Annotated in this window: 20 protein-coding genes and 1 tRNA gene; 16 read left to right on the top strand and 5 right to left on the bottom strand. The window is 54.8% G+C overall.

Annotation, left to right across the window (positions count from 1 at the left end; all coding sequences use genetic code 11):
* Positions 1-28 precede the first annotated feature (28 nt).
* Both dnaG and MMC1_RS04115 read right to left on the bottom strand, forming a co-directional pair.
* Positions 29-1,948, bottom strand: coding sequence for a DNA primase (gene dnaG, locus MMC1_RS04110; RefSeq protein ID WP_011712485.1), 1,920 nt, complete (start codon positions 1,946-1,948; stop codon positions 29-31).
* An 8-nt stretch (positions 1,949-1,956) separates the two neighbouring features.
* Positions 1,957-2,400, bottom strand: coding sequence for a GatB/YqeY domain-containing protein (locus MMC1_RS04115; protein ID WP_011712486.1), 444 nt, complete (start codon positions 2,398-2,400; stop codon positions 1,957-1,959).
* Between the two features lie 539 nt (positions 2,401-2,939).
* Between MMC1_RS04115 and MMC1_RS04120 the strand changes: the two genes are divergently transcribed.
* From MMC1_RS04120 to MMC1_RS04135, 4 genes are all read left to right on the top strand, one after another.
* Positions 2,940-3,575: a Rieske 2Fe-2S domain-containing protein gene (locus tag MMC1_RS04120; protein WP_011712487.1), complete on the top strand. Its 636-nt coding sequence runs from the start codon at positions 2,940-2,942 to the stop codon at positions 3,573-3,575.
* A gap of 325 nt (positions 3,576-3,900) precedes the next feature.
* On the top strand, positions 3,901-5,085 hold the full coding sequence (locus tag MMC1_RS04125; RefSeq protein WP_011712488.1) for an outer membrane beta-barrel protein: 1,185 nt from the start codon (positions 3,901-3,903) through the stop codon (positions 5,083-5,085).
* A 160-nt stretch (positions 5,086-5,245) separates the two neighbouring features.
* Positions 5,246-5,800 (top strand): polysaccharide biosynthesis/export family protein, encoded by a 555-nt coding sequence (locus MMC1_RS04130; protein WP_011712489.1) that lies wholly within the window; start codon positions 5,246-5,248, stop codon positions 5,798-5,800.
* 269 nt (positions 5,801-6,069) lie between these two features.
* Positions 6,070-8,472 (top strand): FecR family protein, encoded by a 2,403-nt coding sequence (locus tag MMC1_RS04135; protein ID WP_011712490.1) that lies wholly within the window; start codon positions 6,070-6,072, stop codon positions 8,470-8,472.
* A 128-nt stretch (positions 8,473-8,600) separates the two neighbouring features.
* Here MMC1_RS04135 and MMC1_RS04140 read toward each other — a convergent pair whose 3' ends face one another.
* Entirely contained in the window at positions 8,601-9,062 is a 462-nt protein-coding gene (locus MMC1_RS04140) for a transposase (protein ID WP_011712491.1), read from the bottom strand.
* A 374-nt stretch (positions 9,063-9,436) separates the two neighbouring features.
* Here MMC1_RS04140 and MMC1_RS04145 point away from each other — a divergent pair, with 374 nt between their 5' ends.
* Positions 9,437-10,420 (top strand): malate dehydrogenase, encoded by a 984-nt coding sequence (locus tag MMC1_RS04145; protein ID WP_011712492.1) that lies wholly within the window; start codon positions 9,437-9,439, stop codon positions 10,418-10,420.
* Positions 10,421-10,569: 149 nt separating this feature from the next.
* Positions 10,570-11,763 (top strand): cofactor-independent phosphoglycerate mutase, encoded by a 1,194-nt coding sequence (locus MMC1_RS04150; protein ID WP_011712493.1) that lies wholly within the window; start codon positions 10,570-10,572, stop codon positions 11,761-11,763.
* 122 nt (positions 11,764-11,885) lie between these two features.
* On the opposite strand, the gene rpmB is transcribed toward MMC1_RS04150, so the two are convergent.
* Positions 11,886-12,173: a 50S ribosomal protein L28 gene (gene rpmB / locus MMC1_RS04155; RefSeq protein ID WP_011712494.1), complete on the bottom strand. Its 288-nt coding sequence runs from the start codon at positions 12,171-12,173 to the stop codon at positions 11,886-11,888.
* 361 nt (positions 12,174-12,534) lie between these two features.
* Here rpmB and MMC1_RS04160 point away from each other — a divergent pair, with 361 nt between their 5' ends.
* From MMC1_RS04160 to ychF, 9 genes are all read left to right on the top strand, one after another.
* Positions 12,535-12,753, top strand: a complete 219-nt coding sequence (locus MMC1_RS04160) for a DUF1858 domain-containing protein (RefSeq protein ID WP_011712495.1) — start codon at positions 12,535-12,537, stop codon at positions 12,751-12,753.
* A 223-nt stretch (positions 12,754-12,976) separates the two neighbouring features.
* Positions 12,977-14,761 (top strand): tetratricopeptide repeat protein, encoded by a 1,785-nt coding sequence (locus MMC1_RS04165; RefSeq protein WP_011712496.1) that lies wholly within the window; start codon positions 12,977-12,979, stop codon positions 14,759-14,761.
* Positions 14,762-14,850: 89 nt separating this feature from the next.
* On the top strand, positions 14,851-15,612 hold the full coding sequence (locus MMC1_RS04170; RefSeq protein WP_143711355.1) for a hypothetical protein: 762 nt from the start codon (positions 14,851-14,853) through the stop codon (positions 15,610-15,612).
* Positions 15,609-16,499 (top strand): 4-(cytidine 5'-diphospho)-2-C-methyl-D-erythritol kinase, encoded by an 891-nt coding sequence (locus MMC1_RS04175; RefSeq protein WP_011712498.1) that lies wholly within the window; start codon positions 15,609-15,611, stop codon positions 16,497-16,499. The genes MMC1_RS04170 and MMC1_RS04175 overlap by 4 nt, the downstream gene beginning before the upstream one ends.
* Positions 16,500-16,600: 101 nt before the next feature.
* Positions 16,601-16,675: transfer RNA gene (locus MMC1_RS04180), tRNA-Gln, on the top strand.
* 114 nt (positions 16,676-16,789) lie between these two features.
* The gene (locus MMC1_RS04185; RefSeq protein ID WP_011712499.1) at positions 16,790-17,737 is read left to right on the top strand and encodes a ribose-phosphate pyrophosphokinase; all 948 of its coding nucleotides are present in this window, start codon (positions 16,790-16,792) and stop codon (positions 17,735-17,737) included.
* 121 nt (positions 17,738-17,858) lie between these two features.
* Positions 17,859-18,455, top strand: a complete 597-nt coding sequence (locus MMC1_RS04190; RefSeq protein ID WP_011712500.1) for a 50S ribosomal protein L25/general stress protein Ctc — start codon at positions 17,859-17,861, stop codon at positions 18,453-18,455.
* An 82-nt stretch (positions 18,456-18,537) separates the two neighbouring features.
* Complete coding sequence (gene pth, locus MMC1_RS04195) at positions 18,538-19,257, top strand: aminoacyl-tRNA hydrolase (protein WP_011712501.1); 720 nt, start codon at positions 18,538-18,540, stop codon at positions 19,255-19,257.
* A gap of 186 nt (positions 19,258-19,443) precedes the next feature.
* Positions 19,444-20,553, top strand: a complete 1,110-nt coding sequence (gene ychF, locus MMC1_RS04200; RefSeq protein WP_011712502.1) for a redox-regulated ATPase YchF — start codon at positions 19,444-19,446, stop codon at positions 20,551-20,553.
* 213 nt (positions 20,554-20,766) lie between these two features.
* Here ychF and MMC1_RS04205 read toward each other — a convergent pair whose 3' ends face one another.
* On the bottom strand, positions 20,767-21,732 hold the full coding sequence (locus MMC1_RS04205) for a homoserine kinase (RefSeq protein WP_011712503.1): 966 nt from the start codon (positions 21,730-21,732) through the stop codon (positions 20,767-20,769).
* 258 nt (positions 21,733-21,990) lie between these two features.
* On the opposite strand from MMC1_RS04205, the gene MMC1_RS04210 reads away from it, so the two are divergent.
* The gene (locus MMC1_RS04210; protein WP_011712504.1) at positions 21,991-22,620 is read left to right on the top strand and encodes a UbiX family flavin prenyltransferase; all 630 of its coding nucleotides are present in this window, start codon (positions 21,991-21,993) and stop codon (positions 22,618-22,620) included.
* Positions 22,621-22,648 lie beyond the last annotated feature (28 nt).

Below are 22,648 nucleotides of genomic sequence, written 5' to 3' on the forward strand. Positions count from 1 at the left end.
TGCCGAATGTCAGCGATAGAGACCCCTGCTATCGCTGTTTAAGCCGATCCATATCCTTCTTTAACTGCATAAGGTGGTCAAAGTCCTTTTTGAAGGTCTCTGCGTTGCCTTGCCGTATACGGGCGTTGACTGCGACCATTTCTTGTTGCAATTGGCGAAGTTGATCGGTTTTCATGCACCCCTCAAGCTCCCGCGCAGGGTCGTCTAAAGGGGTCTGTTCCTCCAACAGAATGCGTCTTGCCAGCTGTGCTGATTGACCATCCTTCAGTTGGTCTATGGAAAAAGGTTGATCCAAGTGCTGCAAATCAGGTCCCACTTCCAACAGTTCGGTCAATAACTGATTTAGTTGAGTGTTTTTCAGCTGAATCGTGCTTAAAGTTTCCTGATGTTCCAGTAGCAAACGTGGATCATTGAGCAGTTGCGCTAAGAGTGCTTGCTCAAAATCCCGTCCCCTGACCTCTCCACCCAACAACAGCGAAGAGACCTCTTGCTCCCAGCTAGGCTTTTGCGCAGGTTGCCAACCCCCCCGGTTTTTAATCGTGTTGCGCCACTCCGCGCGGCGGGAACCCCCACTTCTAACCGGAAATCTGGGTGCATGACCCTCGCCATAGGGTGTAGACCCTGGCCATGCCGGTGTAGCGGGTGCGGGAGACTCTCCGCCATAGAGCAGCTGAGCACCACTGACCCCCCCCAGCTTGTGGCCTAAATCATCCGCATAGAGCTGCCGTAAAACCGGGTCTGCCACGCTGGTAATCAGCGGGCGCATGCGATGCACCGCCGCAGCCCGACCTTCTGGTGTGTACAGATCCAGCTGTTCCCCCATGACTTTATGCATAAGCTGCATAGGGCTATAAGCCCCATTTGCCCGCTCTTTAAAGCGTTGCACCCCCTCCTTTTGCACCAAGGAGTCAGGATCCTCGCCCTCCGGCAAAAATAAAAACTGCATGTGACGGTCGGCCTGCAAGCCCTGTAAACCACGCTCCAGCGCCCGCCATGCGGCCCGTCGCCCCGCAGCGTCACCATCAAAGCAAAAAATAATGCGATTGGTGCGTTGCCATAATAGTTTAAGATGCTGCTCCGTCACAGCGGTTCCCAAGGTCGCTACTGTGCCGGTTAAATGGTGCTCGGCCAGCATCACCGCATCCATGTAGCCCTCGACCACCAACGCCATCTCTCCACGGCTCCAACGCTCTTGGGCGCGATTGAGGGCGTAAAGAACCTCGCTTTTATTATAGAGAGGCGTCTCGGGCGAGTTGATGTATTTGGGCTTCTCATCGGTCAGTACTCGACCGCCAAAGGCGATGCAGCGTCCGCGACTGTCGAGAATCGGAAAGATAATACGGTTACGAAAACGGTCGTAAACGCTGCCATCCTCTTTTTTAACCAGCAGACCTGCTTCCAGCATCAATTCAATGGCGCTGTCGCCACCGCCAAAAAAATCCAGCAAATTTCGCCAGCCCGCCGGTGCAAACCCTAGCTCATAGCTGGAGATGGTCTCTGCGGTTAACCCCCGGCGCTGTAGATAGGCCCGAGCCAGCCCACCATTGGGGGCACGGAGCTGGCCTTGGAAAAAGCGTTTGCTCTCTTCCAACAGAGCACGTAGCCGATCCCGTTTTTCCTTAGCTTGGGCCTGGGCGGGATTTTGACGTTGCTCCTGGGGTAGTGGCAAGCCCGCCTGAGCGGCCAGTTCGCGGATCGCCTCTTCAAAGGGGATGCCACGGGTTTGCTGGACAAACTTAATGGCATCACCACTGGCACCGCACCCAAAACACTTATAAAAGCCCTTCTCTTGGTTCACCGAAAAAGAGGGGCTCTTTTCATGATGAAAAGGGCACAGGCCAATCCAGTTGCGCCCCTGTTTTTTTAAAGGAAGCTGGCGCTCAATGACATCAACGATGTCTACCCGCTCCTTGAGCTGATCAAGGAAAGTGTCTGGAAAATAGGCCACCGAGGCAACTAACCCAAACGACTTTTAACCATGGCTGATAGTTGGCTAAAATCCGCACGGTCATCGCTATGGGATTTTAACCAAGCCATCACCCCGCCCATCTGCTTGAGGCTCTCTGCACCGGTTGCCGTAACAGCTTGATCAACCAATGCCACCATCTCAGCATCACTTAGAGGTTCAGGCAGAAAGCTCTGTAAAATGGCAGCTTCGGCTTCTTCTTTAGCCGCGGCCTCTTCACGGTTGCCCTCGCGCATGGCAGCGGCAGAGTCGCCACGCTGTTTGATCTGGCTGCGGATGATGCGAATGGCATCCGCGTCACTGATCTCCCCCTTGCCCGATTTTTCTTCGTTAAGCAGGGCGGCTTTGAGCATGCGCAACGCCGACAGGGTGGCGGTATCCTTGCTACGCATGGCATCTTTCATACGTTCGCTGAGTTGCGTTTGAATGCTCATGGTTCTTCCTTAAACTGAAGCGATCAATTAAAAAATAGGCCCTGCAACCGAGCTGTGCAAAGGGCTGTGTGCCGCTGTTCAGCACAGGCCAAGTGGTTGGAGGCTGGATTTCCAGAATGTTTCGTGCGATAAAAGCTGGCTTGAGCCTTCGGTTGCCCGGTAAGGGTGCCGAGTCCCTGGTCGGTTGCTCTGTTCCGTATAGAGCGTCATTGATTGAGGTGCGATCCTGCGCCTCGGGGTGGCGGTGTGTATGGCTGCATTAAGAACCAAGCGTAAAAAGTTCAGATACGCAGGTCGAGAGATTCTGGCGGGCGCTTGTTGGTTTGTCAAGTGTTACCATGAGCGCGATCAAAATAAAAGGTTGACATTCTGTTTTTTGGCCCTCTACCGCTTTGCGTGGTAGGGGGTTGTGTTTGTGTCATATCGAGTGCGGGCCGGTGAGCGGCCCGATTGGCGATCCTCCCTCATCAACTAGAAAAAAAGGCGTATGCCCATGCGAAGGTTCTTCTTTGGGCGCAAGCTTTTTACCGGAGAGTGTTATGTCTAAAGCGTTACGTTATTTAGCGGCTGCCCGTCCAGCGGCAGCGACCAGTCTGTTGACCTTCTATAAAGAGAGTGTGCAGGCGCTGGATGATAAGACCCGTTGTTTAATTCAGATCGTCACCAAAGTAAGCGTGGGTACTGAGCGGGGCTTGCGTCAATACGCGCCCAAGGCGCTCAAGGCAGGGGCCAGTAAAGAGGAAATTTTGGATGCCGTGCTTATGGCTTTTCCTGCGGCGGGTCTTAATAAAGTGTTGGATGCCATCCAAGTGCTGCGGGATCTGGATCTGGTGCCAGAGGTAGAAGGGGACCAAAAACAAGCGCTCCCCGACAGTGTGCTGGGCAATGTGGAGGATTTTCCCCTGCAAAAAATGACCTGTGTGGCCTATGGTGACGGCAATTTGATTGTTTATCGCGCCAGCGAGCAGAACGTCAAAGTATGGCAAAGCCGTTGCCCCCATGCAAAAACATCCCTCTGCGAAGGGGTGGATCATGGTCAACAGGTCGAGTGTCGTGTGCATAACTGGGTATTTGATCTGGAAAGTGGGGCCTGTACCGAGCCAGATCCTCAGGGCAAACCCGGTCTGTTCCCTGTTTCGGTAGTGGTTGAGGATGGTCTGGTGCGGGTCGCGTAACGCGCCAAGTGTGGATAATGACGGGCAAGTAGTCATTAATAGAGAGGGCGACTCTGTAAGGGGCGCCCTCTTTTTGTTTTTTTTAAAGGGATTGTGGCAAAAGGTGGTTTGGTTATTGCGTCTTGTAGGGTGGCGCGTCTTGTTGGCGACGTGTGGAGGTTTTGTTTAGATTGGCCTGACTGTTGCATAAGGTTAGGAGCATTTCAAAATCTGTCAGAAGCACACTGGTTTTGTTAAAACTTGGCGTTGCAAGCCACGGTTGAGCAAAGCCTGAATTAACGGGGCAGGGTTTCTGTCCATTACCCGTGAAGGGCTAACCCACAAGATGCAATCCGCGCTTAAACATAGCTCCGGACAGCGCTACACCGCAGGCATTACGCTGTTTTTGCTGCTGCTGGTGTGGAGTCTTCTGGGAGATCTGCGTGCAGAACGCGGAGCGCGGGGTATTCCTGTCGGGATCTTTAGGGTTACACCCAAATTGACCGCTGCCTACAGTTATGAAGATAACCTGTTAAAAACTCAGAATGATCACGTTTCTGACTCCATCGTCAAATTGACGCCGGTGGTCACGTTGAAGACCCATTGGCGTAAGTTGGCAATCTCCCTGGAAGCCAAGTCGGACATCGCGCGGCACATGAAGCGCAAGCTTGAGGATTATGCCGACAACAGCTTGACACTAAAAATGGATATGGAGCCCAGCAAACGGGTTAAGTTGCACGCCCAGGCTTATGTCAAATCGACCCACTCCAGCCGTGGCCAGCCCGACACCGGTGGTTTAACCGCTTCGCAGGTTCCAGCTAAGTACAATACCTTCGGCGGCAAACTGGGCGGTAACTACACCTATAACCGCTATCGTGCCGAGCTTTCGGTTGCCCATGATGTGGATACCCAGGAAAGCGTCGGGCGTTTTTGGGATACCTTCGCCGCTAAATTACGCTTGTCGCTGGCACCCAAAACCGATGTGAACGTGCACTCTGAGTTTCAGCGTCACGTCTATGACGATGCAGCGCTGCTGCGGGATAATATCGGTATGAAGTATGGGGTGGGTTTCAGCTGGAAAGCGCGTGCTCAGCTCAATGCCAAGCTTGATGTCAACTGGTTGGATAAGCGCTATGCCGATGATCCCGGCTCCGATGCGCAGACCTACGGTTTTCAAGGGGGGTTGACCTGGAGTCCTACGTCACGCACCGATGTGGATCTGAACGTCAATCGGAGTTTTGCTGAGGGTGGCACCACGGGAATCCACTATATTGACACCACGAGCTCACTTTCGCTGAAACATTCTCTGCGTAGTTTCCTCTCAGTTAATGGGGAGATCAAGCTGGCCCAGAGTAGTTACAATACGCAGCGTGAGGATGATACCTGGACCATGAGCACGGGCTTTAGCTATCAGTTCCCCAAATGGGTGAGCGTAAATGGTACCTATTCCATGACCGATAAAAAGTCGAGTGAAGCGAGCAGTTCCTATAAAAATAATCAGTTTCTACTTTCCCTTGAAGGCGGCCTGTAAGCGCGTCAAAATGCCCATAGACCATGGTGTTTGCGCGGGGCTTGCTCTGGAGTGAACGTCGCTGGTGTCGTTCATCCACACCTCTTTCATAGGGGAAGAAGGGTGGCCTGTAATCGCGGGTAATCTCTGTAGAAAATAGGGTACGGGTAAGGGGTGAGGTATGCGTGGCGGGTTGAAATCAGCACTTGTCCTCTGTTGCGTCATGTTGCTGACAGGCTCGATGCTGGCGGCGTCAGCTTGGAGTGAGGGCCTACGGTCCAACTATCAGCTTGGACCAGGGGATAAAATTCAGATCAGCGTCCATGGTGAGCCGGATCTTAGCATGGAGGCCCAGGTCGCACCGGACGGTAAAATATCCTACACTTTTATTGGTGATATCCAGGTGGCTGGGTTGTCGATTCAGGATTTGGAGAAGCGCCTGTATCGCATCTTGGTGGATGGCTACCTGAAAAAACCCCTCGTTTCAGTCGCTATCCTGAACTATCGCACCCTGTTTATTAACGGCGAGGTCAACAGCTCGGGTGGCTATCCCTACCGCCCTGGTTTGACGGTGCGCAAAGTGGTTGCCTTGGCCGGGGGATTTTCAGATCGCGCCGATGAAAAGCGCATGACCGTCATACGAAGTGGCGATAAGAGCCACAAAGAGCAACCCATTGGGTTGGATGATCAGGTCTATCCAGATGATATCATTACGGTTCCAGAAGGGTTTTGGTGAGCCGTATGGGCACGATAAGTTGGCAAAAAGGGGGCGTAAGCCCCCTTTTTTTGTGCAGAGTCTGGTGGGAGAAGTGCCAAAATGACGTAACCCCTGTTTGGTTGAATGGGTTATGATGGTGGGGTATGGTGATTTATGGGTAACTCTTGCTGGTGGGGGCGTCACCAAGGGTTAGGTCGGTATATTTGTCCAAGGGGTGGCTTGTGTTTGCGGGCGGCCTTGATGGTAGAGGGATCACTAGGTGAGCAACCCGTTTTAAGGGGGAACCGATGCAGGTTTATCGATGGATTACACCGCTGCTGTTTTTTTCCATGGTGCTGTTGCTGCCCGTGCGGGAAAGTCGGGCTGAGCCCGTGCATGTGGGCCGCATTGCGCTGTCGGTAAAAAATGTTGAGATTGTTGAGCAAGGAGAGGCTAGACGGGCCAAATTTGGCGAAAAGCTGTTTGCCCACCAGACCATCCGTACAGGGGAAGGGGCAAAGGTGACGATCCGTTTTCGTGATGGGTCCTCTCTTACACTGGGGCCAGATGGGGCGTTGGAGCTGCAAAAGTTTGCCTTTAGCCCTGTGGATAGCCAGACCACCAAGCTGGTTAAAGTCCACCAAGGCGCTTACCGTTATCTCTCTGGTTTTAAGGTAAAACGCCAGGATGTCAAAATTAACACACCTGTGGCCTCTATGGGTGTGCGGGGGACCGCATTAGAAGGATTGATTGCCCCTGATGCGCCGGTGTTTGCGTTTTTGTCCGATGGTCGCGGGGTAATGAGCAATGCTAAGGGGGCTCAAGAGATCAAACAGGGGCAGAGCAGCGCAAGTATGCAGGGTAACGGACCTATGCCACCGGCGCAGATGCCGTTAGAGATGACATCCAGCCTGTTGCAAGAGATTCAGGCGCAATTGGGTGATAACAGTAAAGAGTCGCAACAGGGCTTTACCAAAGAGATGCTGGAGGAGGATGCGCGGGCTAGTCGTTTGCCGCTCTATCAGCAGTTGGGTCTTGCTAATCCAGTTGAAGGGGAGACAGAAGGGCTTGTGCCCTCCGCGCCGACCCAATCGGATAATCGCCTAATGCAGCAGCTAAAGCGGTTAGCCCTGGCGGCTGGGCATGGCTGGGATGCCGCATGGGCTGAAAAATTGACCCTCTCGTTTGTAAGCAGCGCGCATGCGCAAGGGGTGGCGCAAGCCTTGACCATGCTGCGTCAAGCAGCGGAGTTGGGTCTGCTCTCGCCCCGTGGGCCAGGGGAGGCGTTAAGTGCGGCGCAGCAGGCGTTTGTGGCGCAGGTACAGGCGGCTAACCCTCAGGCAGCGCAGATATTAAGTCAAAGCGTGGCCAACCAAAAGGCAGCCCAGCAGAGCAATCAGAGCCAATCGACCGATGCCATTATCCGCTCAACTGCGGCAACCGCCACCGATGCTAAAGAAGTGGGTAAAGTGGTGGGCAATGCGGTGCAAGCGACGGGGCAAACCGAATTGACCATCGCCAAAGCGCTGGTGCAAGTCATTGTGCAGAGTGCCTTGTCGGTACCAGGAAAAACCGATAATACGGCCTCTGCGATTGAGTTGGCCGCCGTGGCAGCCAAAGCTTATCCTGCGGTAGCAGGGGATGTGGCCAGTGCAGCGGTGACAGGTTTGCCCGCCGCCCAGCAGAGCGCCGCCGCTTCCCAAGTGGCCGCCGCAGCGGCAGCGGCGGCACCCCAATCGGCGGTGGCGGTAGCCGGTCAGGTGGCTGCGGTCAGTAATCCCAATCAGGCCGCACAGGTGGCGGCTTCGGTTGCACAAGCCGCGGGGCCAGTGCAGGCCGCTGCGGTCGCTGCTGAGGTAACGCGCGTTGCTGGGGAAGGTTCTGCGGCATTGGTGGCGGCCTCGGTGGCTAAAGTGGCAGGTGGCCAAGCGGCGGCCATCGCCGCCGCTGTGACCCAACAGGCCAAAGGCCAAGGGGGCAATATTGCCGCAGCGGTCACGCAGTCGGCAGGTGCGCAGAATGCCGCAGCGGTGGCGGGGGCTGTGGCCAAAACGGTGGGGGGGGCTGATGCCGCTAAGGTTGCGGCGGCCGTCGCCAGCGTGGCACCGGAGCAAGCAGCGGCCATTGCAGGGGCTGTGGTTAAAGAGGCTGGTGCGCAAAATATGGCCTCGGTGGCAGCAGCCGTGACGCAGACCAATAAACGCAGTGCCGTTGCCATCGCAGTGGCAATCGCCAAGGCGACGGGGACCAAAGATGCCCAGTCCATGGGGCTAATTATCGCCAGCGTTGGTGGTGTTGCAGGTGAGCAAAAACAAGAACTTACAAATGCGTTGGCGCTTTCAAGTGGGCAAACGACGGAGGCTTTAAATCAGGTTGCCAATGCATCAGAAGCTCAGGTAGCCCAGCAGGTTCAAGCCGCTGTGGTACAATCCAATGAGGCCGCTACCCAGGCTGCGGCCACGGTACAAGAGACGGCGCAGGCTGCTACAGATGCTGGGAACACGGCTGCTCAGGATAGTGTGGCAGGTCAGCAGGCCGCAACCAATGCCAATGATGCAGTCAATACCAATGATAACCCCCCGACAGGGACAGAGGGCCAGCAAGAAACCAATCAGGAGACTCAGCAGGAGACTCAGCAAGAAGAACAACAATTTGATGAGGCTGATGAAGCCGCGACAACGCCAGAAGAAAAAGATGCCAGCGGTAACTGAGTTGCAAGGGTTGTGGTAGAACGATGTGGGGGAGCAATCGCTCCCCCTTTCTTTATCAAAGGCTCTTGGGGTAGGAGAGGGGGCGGTCGCGCTTAACCCGGCCTGGCGGGTTTAAGCGCCATGTGGGGTTAGGGTTGCTGCTCCAATAGGGTGAGTTGGCCGGCATGATACTGTAGAATGCCCAGAGACTCCCCCACTTCAACCATGCGCAGCAGGGCGCGTTCTAGGTTTTCGGGGCTAAAACGTTTGCGCCAATGGGGCAGGGCGCTGCGTTCCAGGGGTGGGGTGGGGTCAAAAAAAGCCATGCCACACAGATATTGCCAACTGGGCTCTTGACACCATTGGGCAACCAAACGCTCCTCAGAGAGGGCAAAAAGGCGCTGCAAAAAGTGCAGACCAACCATCATGCGCACACTTTTTCCGGGTCTCCCACGGCGAGCGTAACCGTGTTTAAACTGTTTTTCGATGCTCTCCCAGGGGATTTCATCGGCCAGTCGCACCAGGGGCAGGTTGGGGTCGATCTCCTCTTCAATACGGGGTATGAAGAGATTCCACTGCAAACCGGCACTGGGGTCGTGTTTTTTAAGCATAACGTTAACTCCTTTCCATCCTTGGAAAATCCTATGCTAGCGCAGCTCGTGCTGAAAGGCCACCTTTGACGTTATAGGTGGTGGTGATGGGGGGCTGTTTAGCGGCGAATATTAGTGGATATTGGATTTTATATGCACAGAGGATGAATGTAGATTTCTGGAATGGGGGGTATGCATTATCTAAACCTTGTAATGAAAGGGAATTTTGGTTTAAAAAGAATTTAAGGATGCACGCATAATTCCTTTTTGGGGTAAATGGTGATACGGTGAACCATTGAGTATATGAGGGAATCCTGGTAATAGTTTAGGAAAAAGCCAGTCATCACCATGGTGAATGATCGGCACGCATTCACATCTTTTTGGAGATTGTCATAATGGCAGATCCCATTCGCGTCGCGGTCACGGGTGCCGCTGGTCAAATCGCCTACTCTTTGCTGGTTCGTTTGGCTTCGGGTCAACTGTTTGGTAAAGACCGCAAGGTTGAGCTTAAATTGTTGGAGATCCCACAAGCTATGGGCCCCCTAGAGGGGGTTATGATGGAGCTACAAGATTGTGCGTTCCCCACCTTGGCCAAGGTGGAGGCCTTTGATAACCCTGAGCAGGCGTTTGACGGCATCAACTGGTGTTTAATGGTGGGTTCGCGCCCGCGTGGGCCGGGCATGGAGCGCAGTGATCTTATCAAAATCAACGGCCCTATTTTTGTTAATCAGGGTAAAGCGCTGAACCGGGCTGCTCAGGATGTGCGGGCGGTGGTGGTGGGTAACCCCTGCAACACCAACTGTATGATTGCAGCCCATAACAGCGATGTGCCCCATGAGCGCTTTTCTGCCATGATGCGGTTGGACCAAAACCGCGCCAAATATTTGCTGGCCAGCAAGGCGGGTGCCCAAGTTATAGATGTGACCAACGTGGTGATCTGGGGTAACCACTCCAATAATCAGGTGCCTGATTTTGAGTTTGCCAAGATTGGCGGTAAGCCGGTACCCGAGGTGATTGCCGATGCCGCTTGGCTTGAGAATGCGTTTATGCCCACCGTACAGAACCGTGGTGCGGCGGTTATCAAGGCCCGTGGTGCCTCCAGCGCGGCCTCTGCGGCCAATGCGGCGTTGGATCATGTCCGCTCCTTGATTACCCCAACCCCCGCAGGGGATACCTTTTGTGCCGCAGTTATGGCCAATGGTGCGTATGGGGTGGATGCCGGTTTGATCGCGGGTATGCCGTTGACCTCCACCGGCCATGGGGATTGGTCCATTGTGGAGGGGGTCCCTATGAGTCCTTTTATCAAAGGCAAATTTGACGCGGTGTTGGACGAGTTGCGCCGTGAGCGTGAGATGGTAAAAGATCTGTTGCCGGGATAAAAAGGGTTGCAGGGTTCCTCCTGCACCATAAATATGAAATAATAGGCGCGCTGGTGGCTGCTTCGACAGGTCGGAAGCAGAGACCAGCGCGTTTTTTTTGGTGGTAATTGCCTGATGATGGGCTTTCTCTGGTGATGGTAGGTGTCCCTATGAAGTATGTGGTGTTTCTCGGCGATGGTATGAGCGACAATCCGGTCGATGCCTTGGATGGTCGAACGCCGCTGATGGTTGCCAATACGCCCAATCTAGACAGCATGGTTAAAGATGGGGTGGGGGGTTGGTGCCGTAATACACCGGATGGGTTTGAACCCGGTAGTGATGTGGCTAACCTGGGGGTGCTGGGCTATGACGTGCGGGAAAGTTATAGCGGGCGTTCCCCCTTGGAGGCCGCTGCCATGGGTGTCACGTTGAATGCGGGGGATGTGGCCTTTCGCTGTAACTTGGTATCGCTCTCTCAAGATTATGGGGTGATGGCCGATTTTTCAGCCGGGCATATCACCAGCGCAGAGGCGGCTCAATTGATCCATGCCTTGCAAACGCAGTTGGGGAGCGAGGCTTTTGAGTTTCATGCAGGGGTGAGTTATCGACACCTGCTGGTGTGGCGCGGCGGTCGGGTGGATCTGCGCTGTCGTGCCCCCCACGATATTTCGGACCAAGCGATTGCGGGGCATCTACCCACAGGACCCGATGCCGAGCCTATTGTGGGGTTGATGATGGCCTCTCGCGCTGTTTTAGGCGACCATCCGGTCAATCAGCAACGGGTGGCCGAGGGTAAGCTCCCCGCCAATAGCATCTGGTTGTGGGGGCATGGCTACCGGCCTCAATTGACGCACTTTAAGAAGCGGTTTGGCAAAAGTGGTGCCATGATTACGGCGGTGGATCTGATGCGTGGCATTGCCAACTGTATCGATTTTGAAAATATGGTGGTACCGGGGGCGACAGGCTGGATTGATACCGATTATGCGGGTAAAGCGGCTGCCTGTGTAGAGGCGCTCCAGCGGCATGATCTGGTGTTTGTGCATGTGGAGTCCCCCGATGAATCGGGCCATGCAGGACGGTTGGACTATAAAATTAAGGCCATTGAGGATTTTGATGCTAAGGTGGTGGGTCCTGTCTTGGCTTACCTGCGGGGGCAGGGGGCCTATCGGGCGGTGGCCTTGCCGGACCATCCCACCCCGGTAGAGACCAAAACCCATAATATGAATCCGGTCCCTTTTGCCATGTGCGGCACGGGGATTGAGCCTGATGACAATGCGCGCTATGACGAAAATCTGTTGGAACGGGGCAGTGTGGCGTATGATCCGGGTATTCGTATGATGCCTGCGCTGTTGGGTGGCCAATAAGCGCACGTCGAAGCGAGCGGGTGTTCATTAAAAAGGCCCTTTGACCAGCGGGGTCAAAGGGCCTTTTTAAGTTCGCAGTCGCGCCGTTACTAACGCCACTCCCCAGGGGGAGATTGGCTTATTCAGGCAGCGGCTTTGCGCTCACGGATCTGACGGGCCACGCGACGCATGGAGGGGGTCAGTTCGGAGGGCAGAATTTTAAGCAGGTAGTTGTCCAGCCCACCGGCGTTATCCACAGAGCGCAGGGCGCTGGTGGAGATGGTGACCTTGACAGATTGGCCCAGGGTGATGCTCCAAAGGGCTTTGGTCTGAATATTAGGCATCCACTGACGACGGGTTTTGCGTTGGGAGTGGGATACTTTGTTACCAGCCTGGGGGGCTTTTCCACCCAGCGTTCTTTTGCGTGCCACGGCGCGGCTCCTTCTATGGGTCGACTTGACAAGTCAAGATTCATCCTTATCAGAAAGCGCGAAATTATATATAAAGGAGGTGAACATGACAAGCACGGAATGTGTCAAACCAGTTCCGAAGGGGTGACACCAAAGAACGTCGCAGCTGTGAATAACGGGCGAAGTTTTTTATTAATGACTGTAATATAAAGTAAATACCAAATTGCCAACGAAAAAATGTAGCATAGAGTAGGGTAAAAAAAACCTTGCCTTGTTGGTCGATTTAGGGGCGATCGAGCTGTTTATGTTGAACATGGGGTTATAAAAACCTGCCCACCGTAGGGGTGCTGTTGGCCTAGGCGGTCTTAGAAGGAATGACGTGATGTCTGACAAGCCGAAACAAAAGAGTGTCTCGCAGCTTATGGAAGCGTATCCGGGATTGGAGGAAGCTCTTGCCAAACGGGGTATTGAGTGTGCCAGTTGCTTGGCGTCGCAGGTCGATACGTTGGGCGACGTGGTGCGTATGTACAATATTGATGCCGCCGGTCTGCTGCAAGAGGTGGAGGGGCTGAGTGCCGAAGAGGCGGGTTTGCCCGGTTAAAGGATAGCCCGTAGAAAAATATAAAGCGGTGCGTGTAGAATAGGTTAAGGCTAGGGAACTTCGATATAATAGGAGACTTGGCGCAACCTTTTTGGCGGATTATGAACAAAAAAAGAGAGAGAGTAGGTTAAGTGTTTGTCCAAAATGGTCGAAGTAAAGAGAGCGGGCCAGTGGAAAAAGAGCCTGATTCTCATGGACGAACCTGGCGCATAGGCGTAAGCCGGTGCATCAACAGACCCTGCGATTGGTACATGCCGTGAAAAAAAATCGGTTTAAAACGATCAAAGCCATCAGCTCCCTCGTGGTACTGGGGTTGGTTGGATGTACATGGGCGGTGGAGAGCGGGCTCAATCAGAGTCGTGCAGAAACTGCGGCGGCTACCACTAAGGAGCCCCACATCTTTACCCCAGAGGAGCGGTTGGCCGATGCCACCGCGACCTTTAGCTTTTTAGTGGGGCACCTGCTGCTGCAAGAGCGTGATTGGAAAGGGGCCGAAGCCGCCTTTACCCAGGTAGTGGAGAGCGATCCTGGTGCGGTGGAGTCACAGGTGATGGTGGCGCGCCTCGCGATGCAGGGCAAGGATTATGAAAAAGCCCTGGTGCATGCTCGTAAGGTGGTGGATCTGGCCCCAGAGCATGAGCTGGCGCGACGTACGTTGGCGACCATCCTGCGGGTGCTTAAACGCTATCCCGAGGCGGTGGTGCAGTATGAGGAGCTGCTTAAACAGGATCCTGACGACAGTGGTGTGCGACTGGTGTTGGCGCAGCTTTATGGGCGTATTGGGCGTGCGGCTGAGTCCAGCAAAGTGGTGGAGGCGCTGCTTAGCCATCCCTTGATTGGCTGGCGTGCGGAGCTGGCTGTTGGTCGGGGCTGGCTGCACCAAGATGATCAAGCGCAGGCGTTGGCGGCTTTTGAACGCGCCCGCGCCATGGCCCCAGAGCAGTTGGAGCCCACCTTGGCGCTGGGCTCCGTATTGCAGGATTTGAAAAAAAATGAAGAGGCCGAGGCGATCTATCGGCGCTATTTGGATGAGCATCCCCGCAGTGAGGTGGTGCATACCCGCTTGGGCCGTCTGTTGTTGAATGTGGACGACCGCGAAGGGGCGCTGGCGGTCTTTAGTAACTTGCAAAGGTTGGCCCCATCCAGTGTACAGGCTCACCTGAGCAGTGCCTTTATTCTACTCTCGCAAGAGCGCTACGAAGAGGCGCTGGGTGCCTTGCGGCTGGCCGAGGTGCAGCAACCCGAAAATTCTAGCATCCGCTACTACCTAGGGCAGGCTCTGGAGTATTTAAAGCGGGATGAAGAGGCGGTTGGTGAGTATGCCAAGGTGCAGTTGGGCGAGACCTTCTATCCCGAGTCGCAGATTCGCATCGCCTATTTGCAGTCGGATCTTGGGCGTAAAAAAGAGGGGGTAGAGATTGTTGAAAGCCTCTATAAGAGCCATCCCACACGGGTGGATGTGGTGTTGGCGCTTAATTTTTTGCAGCTACAAAACGATCAATATGAGCAGGTGATTCAGTCTACGGAGGAGGGGTTAAAGTTAGATCCCGAGGAGTCCCGTTTTCTATTTAACCGTGCCATGGCCTACGACAAGCTGGGTAAGTGGAAAGAGGCTGAAGCCGATTTGGAAGCCTACATTAAGGTTAATCCCAATGACGCTCATGCACTGAACTATCTCGGTTATACCTGGGCAGACCGCAATGAGAATTTGGAAGGCTCGCTGGAGCTGTTAAAAAAGGCCGCCAAGTTGGCACCCGGGGATGGTTTTATTACCGACAGTCTGGGCTGGGTGCTGTTTCGCATGAACCGTCTCTCTGAGTCGGTGGACGCCATGCGTGAGGCCGTGCGCTTGCAGCCCGATGATGCTACCATCGTTGAACATCTGGGGGATGTGTTAAAGGCTTTGGGTCGTGATAAAGAGGCGGCGAACTTTTGGCAAAAATATCTCAAGATCAGTCCAGATAATGCGAATCTCAAGGAGAAGTTACGCCAGCTTAACTTGCCATAATCGGGGGTTGGGCCGCGTAGACACCAGGGGTGCCAATGGTGCGCAGACGACACGAAAAATTGGGCGGGATCCCGTTGTGGATCCCGCTTTTGTCTATGTTGTTATGGATGGGTGGATGCGGTCCCAAGCAGCCCCCCTTGCTGGAGAGCGAGAGCCTGCGTTGGCAAGCGTTTGACCATGCCCGTAACTGGCAAATACGCTTGCGTGATGCGGTGGCCGGTGCTTGGCAGGTGGAAGGGGTGCTGCGTATGGAAAATGCCTCTGAGGGGCGCAGCAGCCGGGTACGCATTACCGGTCATGGGCAGCAGAGCATGCGTTTGCAAGCGTATGGGCCGTTTAGACAGTTGGCGATGGAGGTGTGGCTGAGCGCCCTCTGGTTAGAGCGGGTATTGCCTGACCGGTTAGAGGTGGAGCGGGTTCCGGCTAATGGTGAAGGCATGGCCCATTTTACGGGTCTGGAGATCCCTCCTCAGCAGCTGGTACGCATGCTGTTGGGCGTGACCGATCTGGAGAGTAGCTGGACCTGGCAAAAGGTGGATGGCGATTTTTGGCTGCACAGCGGCGCCAGTGAGCGGATCCGTGTCTCACCGGAGGATGGCCGTCCCTTGGAGCGGTGGGGGCTGGTGCGTGCGGGTCTGCCTTACCATGTGCGTTATCAGTGGCGGGATCAGCAGCGTGCGCCCAGCAGCTTGACGCCCGACAGTATCGAGGTGCGGGTGGGGGAGAGTAACCGTTTGAGCGTGTCGGCCAAAAAATGGCGCTTGGGGGGTAAATTAGGCCCGAGCTCGTGGCGCGATGCCTACCCTAAGACGATTTTTAAAGAGTTTTGGCCCTTGCGGCGGGCACCATGATGGAGCCCGCACCACTTATCTATGCGGCGCCCGCCAAGCTTAACTTAACCCTACGGGTGGTGGGACGGCGTGCCGATGGCTATCATCTGTTGGAAACGGTGATGGCCTACTTTCCCTTGCAGGACACGTTGCAGTTTAGCTTGGATAGAGGCGGTGGAATCCATCTAAGCTGTGAACCAGCGGTAACGGCCAGTGTGGCGGATAACTTGGTCTATCGGGCGGCAGAACGCTTAAAAACAGGCTTTGGGGTGGAGCAGGGGGTGGCGATTCAACTGCGCAAGCAGATTCCCCACGGTGCCGGGCTGGGTGGGGGTTCGTCCGATTGCGCAACCACCCTGTTGGCGCTCAACCGGCTCTGGGGATTGCAGCTAAGCGCGGCAGAATTGGCGGAAATTGGGCTGGGGTTAGGCGCGGATGTGCCCATTTTTCTCTACCAGCGGGCCGCTTTGGCGCAGGGTATTGGCGAACGACTCAGCCCCATGCCAGCCTTGCCGGCTTGGCATCTGGTGGTGGTCAATCCGGGTGTTGCGCTCTCAACGGTGGCGGTGTTTAAGGCCCATGCCGCGCAGGTGGGGGGCTGTTATACGCCGCCCGGAGCGGCACAGGCGTGGCTTGATGGGGGTATTCAGCATGCCCATCAGTTGCATAATGATCTCCAACAGGCGGCGGTGCAGCTCTGCCCGCAGGTTGGGAGCGTGCTTGAGGCGTTGCTGGAACAGGGGGCGGATGGGGTTTGCATGTCCGGCAGTGGTACCACCTGTTTTGGGGTTTTTGACGACGAAGTGAACGCGGTGAATGCGGCGCAAACGTTACGCCAAAATAATGCTCAATGGCTTGTAATCGAAGGTAAAATGTTACATACGCACCCCTGCCTTGGACAGTTCTAGCCGATAAAATGCAGGTGCTTTTCAAAAAGAAGATTGCAATTGCGTGACAGAGCGCTATAATGGCGTCCGTTTCCGAGGGGACATATTTGAAACGATTGTGATGGGCCGTCGCCAAGCGGTAAGGCACCGGATTTTGATTCCGGCATCCCCAGGTTCGAATCCTGGCGGCCCAGCCATTCTTCTAAGACAGGAGTGTCACCGGGGTACTGGGACACTCTTTTGTTTTTTATACGAGACCAGCCTCTTGAGTTATGGGAGGTCATCTCGTGATCCGCATCCGGTAGATTCTAATGAGCCTCCATCAAAAAATGCGCATCTTCTCCGGTACGGCTAATCCCGAGCTGGCAGAACGGATCTCCGACTATTTGGGCACAACGCTTGGTGAGGTTACGGTCCGCCGTTTCTCCGATGGTGAAATCTTTGTCCAGATCGACGAAAATGTGCGAGGGCGGGATGTCTTTATCATTCAACCCACCTCGGCCCCCACCAATGCCAATTTGATGGAACTGCTGATTATGGTTGACGCCTTGCGGCGCGCCTCGGCAGGTCATATCACTGCGGTGATCCCCTATTATGGTTATGCCCGCCAAGACCGTAAAGAGGCTGGACGTACCCCCATTACGGCCAAACTGGTCGCTGACCTGCTGCATGCTGCTGGGGTACAACGCACCCTGACGCTGGACTTGCACGCTGGGCAGATCCAGGGCTTTTTCAATATGCCGGTGGATAACCTCTACGCCTCTCCAGTGCTGTTGGAGGCGATCCGTGCCAAGGGGCTGGATAATGTGGTGGTGGTCTCCCCAGATGTTGGTGGGGTAGTGCGGGCCCGGGGTTATGCCAAGCGTCTCAATGTTGATCTGGCGATCATTGATAAACGGCGCCCAGCACCCAACCAAGCGGAAATTCACCATATCATTGGGGAAATTGCCGGTAAAAACTGCTTGATTGTGGACGATATGGTGGACACCGCTGGTACCATGTGCGCGGCCGCCAACGCCCTGTTGGAACAAGGGGCTAACTCGGTCTATGCAGCCTGTACCCATGGCGTGCTCTCTGGGCCGGCCATCGAGCGCATTGAAAAATCCGCCATCTCCCACTTTATGATTACCGATACCATTCGCCTCTCTGAGCGTGGCTTGGCGTGTGAAAAGATTGAGGTTTACACCGTGGCCAACCTGCTGGGTGAGGCGATTCGCCGCATTTCTGATGCCGAATCGGTTAGCTCACTATTCGTTTAATTGCGGTATCCTGTCGATACCGTTTTGTGGGTTTTATGCCGACTTTTCGACACCCCTGGAGGTCGACTGCGCGGTCATAAAACAGTGACCATGTTGTATTAAGAGAAGAAGGAAGAGCACAATGGCAACATTTGAGACCGTGACGCGTGAAGGGCTCGGCAAGGGGGTGGCCCGTAAGCTGCGTCAACAGGGGCGTATCCCTGCTGTGGTTTACGGCGCAGGCAAAGAGAACATCAGTCTGGAGATGAACCTGAACGCTTTTCGCGTTGCGATTGCCGGTCAGGGACCAACCCTTTTTAACACCGTTCATCAACTGAGTGTGGATGGCAAGGTTGAAAACGTGTTGGTACGTGGCGTACAGCGTCACCCTGTGACCGATCTGCCTGAGCATGTGGACTTTCTGCGTTTGGACCCCACCAAGATGATCACCGTGCATGTGCCTGTGCATCTGCGCAACGAAGATCAGGCTCCTGGGCTCAAGCGTGGCGGTATCATCCAGATCGTGCGTCATGAGTTGGAGATTCACTGCTTGTCCGGCAACATCCCCACCGAGATTTTGGTGGATTGTGCCGAGATGGAGATTGGTAAATCAATCCATATTGAGGACATCACTCTGCCCGAGGGGACCAAGGTGTTCACCGACGTTAACTTCACCGTGGTGGTTATGGTGGGTGTTAAGGTTGAAGAGACCGATGAAGAGGCTGGAGCAGAGGCATAACCCCTGTGTAAGCGGCCAGGATGGAAATCGGGACGGGGGGCGTGTCAAGCGCCTCCCGTTCTGCTGTTTGGGAGTGTTGGTGATGGCGGTGTTGTTGGTCGGCTTGGGTAATCCAGGAGAAAAATACCGGGAGACACGGCATAATCTAGGCTGGGATGCCATGGATGCGATCTGTTACACCTATGGTCTGCCTGCCCCCAGCAGTCGATTTAAAGGCCGTTTTGGTAGCGGTGTGGTGCAGGGCGAAAAACTCTATTGGTTGCTGCCAGAAACCTTTATGAACCTCTCAGGGGAGTCGGTGAGTGAGGCTGCCCGCTATTATCAAATTGAGCCAAAGAACGTTATCGTTTTTCATGATGATATGGATCTTGCCTTGGGTAAGATAAAAATGAAGGTGGGGGGTGGGCATGGGGGCCATAATGGGCTGAAGTCCATTCAACAACACCTTGGCACCGCCGATTTTGTGCGGGTACGGTTGGGCATTGGGCGTCCTCCCGCCAAATGGGATCCCGCCAACTATGTGCTATCGAGCTTTACCAAAGAGGAGCGGGACGTGGTGATGCCGGTGCTCATGGCGTTGGCAAAAGCGGCGCTAGGGGCGCTGCAAGCGGGTAATCTGGTCGAGGCGATGAACCGTTTGTCACGGGCGATCAACCCGGTGCAACCTGTAAAAGAGAAACCCGCTCAAGCACCACGCCGCCCAGCGCGCCCTCCTGAAACGCAAACGCAGGGGGCGGCAAACCCGAGTAACGAGCTCAGTGCCGTGGCCCAGGCCTTTGCGCGTGCCCAACGCACCGACTAAGCTTGGGGGGGGATGGTCAAGCATAAACCACCCGCGACACAGGGTGCCATGGGCGTTACTCTGGCGCGGTGGCAACTTAATGTTGGCGCTCTGTGCAAAGAGCGGTGAAGCGCATCCAGGGGCGTTTGGTGTGTCCCTGGGGTGTCTGTTTTAGTAAAGTCGTCTATACTCAAGAGGAACACACCCATGGCACTGCAATGCGGCATCGTCGGCCTACCCAATGTTGGTAAATCCACAACCTTTAACGCCCTAACCGCAGCGGGTGCCGAATCGGCCAACTATCCGTTTTGCACCATCGAACCCAACGTGGGGGTGGTGGTGGTACCGGATCCCCGCTTAGATGCTTTGTCTGCCATTGTTAACCCCCAGCGGGTACTGCCCACCACCATGGAGTTTTTGGACATTGCCGGTTTGGTGGCGGGGGCCAGCAAGGGCGAGGGGCTGGGCAACCAATTTTTGGGGCATATTCGGCAGGTGGATGCCATTGTGCATCTGGTGCGTTGTTTTGAGGATGATGATATCACCCATGTAGCCAACAGCATTGATCCGCTGCGGGATATTGAGATTATTGATACCGAACTGATTTTAGCCGATATGGCCAGTGCAGAAAAGCGCTACAACAGCGTGGTGAAAAAAGCCAAAAGTGGCGATAAAGAGTCTAAAATTCAGGCGGATGCATTGGAAAAAGTGATCGCGGGCTTTAATGCGGGTAAGCCCATGCGTAACCTGGACCTTAGTAAAGAGGAACAAGCGACCCTTGCAGAGCTGTTTTTTCTGACCAACAAGCCGGTACTCTATCTGTGCAATGTGTCGGAATCCCTGGTGGCGGCGGCGCAGACCCCTGGCTCCCACGCGCTGGTGGATCAGGTGCGCGAGCATGCCAAAGGGGAGGGGGCAGAAGTGGTGGCTGTGTGCGGCTCCATTGAGGCAGAGATCGCCGAGTTGGAGGGGGATGAAAAGGCTGCCTTCTTAGAAGATTTGGGGCTGCACGAGTCGGGATTGGATCGCCTTATCCAAGCGGCCTATCGGTTGCTGGGATTACAGACCTATTTTACGGCGGGTGTTAAAGAGGTGCGCGCTTGGACGGTCAAACAGGGTGCAACGGCTCCCGAAGCTGCGGGGGTAATCCATACCGATTTTCAAAAGGGCTTTATTCGGGCCGAAGTAACCAGCTACGACGATTTTATTGCCTGTAAGGGCGAGGCCGGGGCGAAAGAGAAGGGTAAGCTACGCCTTGAGGGTAAAGAGTATCGGGTGGCTGATGGGGATGTCATGCATTTCCGCTTTAATGTGTAACCGATCAATCATGGTAAGCCATGGCTTTAATCGCGCGGTTTAGCGGCCCAGGTGTTTGGTGATGGTGATGGGATCCTGGATCACGCGCTGAGCTTGGCGCAAACCGTGGTCGGGTCGAGGGCGAACAGACGGTAAGATGTGGTAAAGATTGCTTCTGTTAGGGTAGAGAGAAAAAGACCCCAGCACCTGCCTAGGTGGTGGGGGCTTGTTCGATTAGGGATGCCCCAGTTGCTTGATAATGGATGGGTTTTCCCATAACCAATGCAGCAATCTGAGAAAAGCGGCGGGATTTTTGCGGGTGACTTGCAGCCCTTGCCGGGGAAAATGAAAATCCCGTAATCGGGTTAGGCTAAAGCGTAGCGCGGCGGCCCGCATGGCCACTGGTACGATCTGCAACTCATCGGGATCAATGGGGCGCGCTTCGGCATAACCCCGCCAGAGTTCGCTCATCATCTTTGGTCGTGGTGCCCCCTCTTCATCAAAACCCCAGGCGCAGAGCGAGATGGCCAGATCATAAATCCAGGGTAGGGTGCAGGCGTAGTGAAAATCAATGGCACCGGTGAGCACTTCGCCATCAAACAGAGTGTTGTCGGGGAAAAGATCGGCATGGCCAATGCCTGAGGGCAGGGTTTTGTGGCAAAATAGAACCGTTTCGCTCTCAATTAGGGTTTTCTGCAACAGCTCCAGGGTGGTAACATCCTCTTGGAGCATGGGGGTTAGCTGGGCAAGGATCGAGCGCCATGCGACAGGGCCAAGGGGGTTTTCGCGTGGGTAGTCAAAACTCTGCGCCCCATGGTGCAGACGGGCCAATAGGCGGCCCGCTTGCCAAGCGTGGCCTGGGGTAAGGGGGTTGGGCAGTTCGCCATCCAAAAAACTAACCAGGATCGCTGGGCGATTTTTTAGGGTGTGTAGCATCTGGCGTCGATTGTCGGCAATGGGTAGCGGGCAGGGCACGCCGCGTTCCCGATAGTGGGCAAGCAGTGCCAACATCCAAGGTAAATAATCACGCTCACCACTCTCAATCAGGGTGAGGATATAGATGCCACGGCTGGTGGTAAGCCGATAGTTGGTGTTGACCACCCCCGCGCTAATCCCCTCTAAACTAAGGGGCTGTCCAATGTCATGGCGGGCTAAAAAAGGGCCCAATTCTGCCAAAGTAAGGGTGGTATAGACCGACATGCGTATCTCCCTGTCTGAATCGAATGACGCCTTGTTTATGTTTTTTGGGATGGGCGTACCATGATTTAAGCGCCTTGGCAGGGCGTTTAAATATTATCATGGGGTGATCTTGGTTTTCTGTTCGATCCCTAACCGCAGCTTAGGGTAAACTATGGGTGTGATAAAACCAAAAAATGGACCACGATCTAACGAATCGGTGAACCGACTGGCCAAGATCGAGGTCTGTAGCCATAAGAACAATCCATCGAGGAGGTTCACATGCCAAGTGCTTATCTACACGAAAAACCAAAATACCCCATTCTGGTTGCCCTAACCGGTGCCTCAGGGGCCATTTATGGATTTCGGCTTATTGAGCGTCTGTTGGAGGAGGGACAACGGGTTAATGTGGTGATGACCCGCGCGGCGCAAGATGTGATCACCCACGAGGTCGGTTTGGAGCTTAAAGAGGAAAATGCGGATCTACAGGCCCGCCTAGACAGTCACTTTAGCAATTCGGGCGGGCGGTTAAAATATTTGCGGCGGGATGATTGGTTCTGCCCCGAGGTCTCCGGTTCATCGGGCAATCGGCCCATGGTCATCTGTCCGTGCTCCATGGGGACTTTGGCCTCCATTGCCCACGGTATGTCTGATAATGTGATCGAGCGGGCGGCAGATGTGGCCCTAAAAGAGCGGCGTAAGCTGATTCTGGTCCCCAGAGAGACGCCCCTGTCAGAGATTCACCTAGAGAATATGCTTAAACTGACCCGCATGGGTGCGGTGATGATGCCCGCCATGCCGGGTTTTTATCACGGTGTGCAGAGTGTGGATGATTTGGTGGACTTTATTGTCGCGCGGATTATGGACCATCTTGGCGTGCCAATGCGTAAAAGTCCCCGCTGGGGTGGTTAAATCGCTGGGCTAAGGCTGAGCGATGGGC

Source organism: Magnetococcus marinus MC-1, assembly GCF_000014865.1.
Classification (GTDB): Bacteria; Pseudomonadota; Magnetococcia; order Magnetococcales; family Magnetococcaceae; genus Magnetococcus; species Magnetococcus marinus.

Bases quoted from the DNA above. Each gene is read 5' to 3' on its own strand.
- MMC1_RS04210 (WP_011712504.1), top strand. From the start codon at position 21,991: ATGCCAAGTGCTTATCTACACGAAAAACCAAAATACCCCATTCTGGTT.
- MMC1_RS04120 (WP_011712487.1), top strand. From the start codon at position 2,940: ATGTCTAAAGCGTTACGTTATTTAGCGGCTGCCCGTCCAGCGGCAGCG.
- MMC1_RS04205 (WP_011712503.1), bottom strand. From the start codon at position 21,732: ATGTCGGTCTATACCACCCTTACTTTGGCAGAATTGGGCCCTTTTTTA.
- MMC1_RS04185 (WP_011712499.1), top strand. From the start codon at position 16,790: ATGAGCCTCCATCAAAAAATGCGCATCTTCTCCGGTACGGCTAATCCC.
- MMC1_RS04130 (WP_011712489.1), top strand. From the start codon at position 5,246: ATGCGTGGCGGGTTGAAATCAGCACTTGTCCTCTGTTGCGTCATGTTG.
- ychF (WP_011712502.1), top strand. From the start codon at position 19,444: ATGGCACTGCAATGCGGCATCGTCGGCCTACCCAATGTTGGTAAATCC.
- MMC1_RS04115 (WP_011712486.1), bottom strand. From the start codon at position 2,400: ATGAGCATTCAAACGCAACTCAGCGAACGTATGAAAGATGCCATGCGT.
- MMC1_RS04140 (WP_011712491.1), bottom strand. From the start codon at position 9,062: ATGCTTAAAAAACACGACCCCAGTGCCGGTTTGCAGTGGAATCTCTTC.
- MMC1_RS04160 (WP_011712495.1), top strand. From the start codon at position 12,535: ATGTCTGACAAGCCGAAACAAAAGAGTGTCTCGCAGCTTATGGAAGCG.
- MMC1_RS04150 (WP_011712493.1), top strand. From the start codon at position 10,570: ATGAAGTATGTGGTGTTTCTCGGCGATGGTATGAGCGACAATCCGGTC.
- MMC1_RS04135 (WP_011712490.1), top strand. From the start codon at position 6,070: ATGCAGGTTTATCGATGGATTACACCGCTGCTGTTTTTTTCCATGGTG.
- MMC1_RS04145 (WP_011712492.1), top strand. From the start codon at position 9,437: ATGGCAGATCCCATTCGCGTCGCGGTCACGGGTGCCGCTGGTCAAATC.
- MMC1_RS04175 (WP_011712498.1), top strand. From the start codon at position 15,609: ATGATGGAGCCCGCACCACTTATCTATGCGGCGCCCGCCAAGCTTAAC.
- pth (WP_011712501.1), top strand. From the start codon at position 18,538: ATGGCGGTGTTGTTGGTCGGCTTGGGTAATCCAGGAGAAAAATACCGG.
- MMC1_RS04125 (WP_011712488.1), top strand. From the start codon at position 3,901: ATGCAATCCGCGCTTAAACATAGCTCCGGACAGCGCTACACCGCAGGC.
- MMC1_RS04190 (WP_011712500.1), top strand. From the start codon at position 17,859: ATGGCAACATTTGAGACCGTGACGCGTGAAGGGCTCGGCAAGGGGGTG.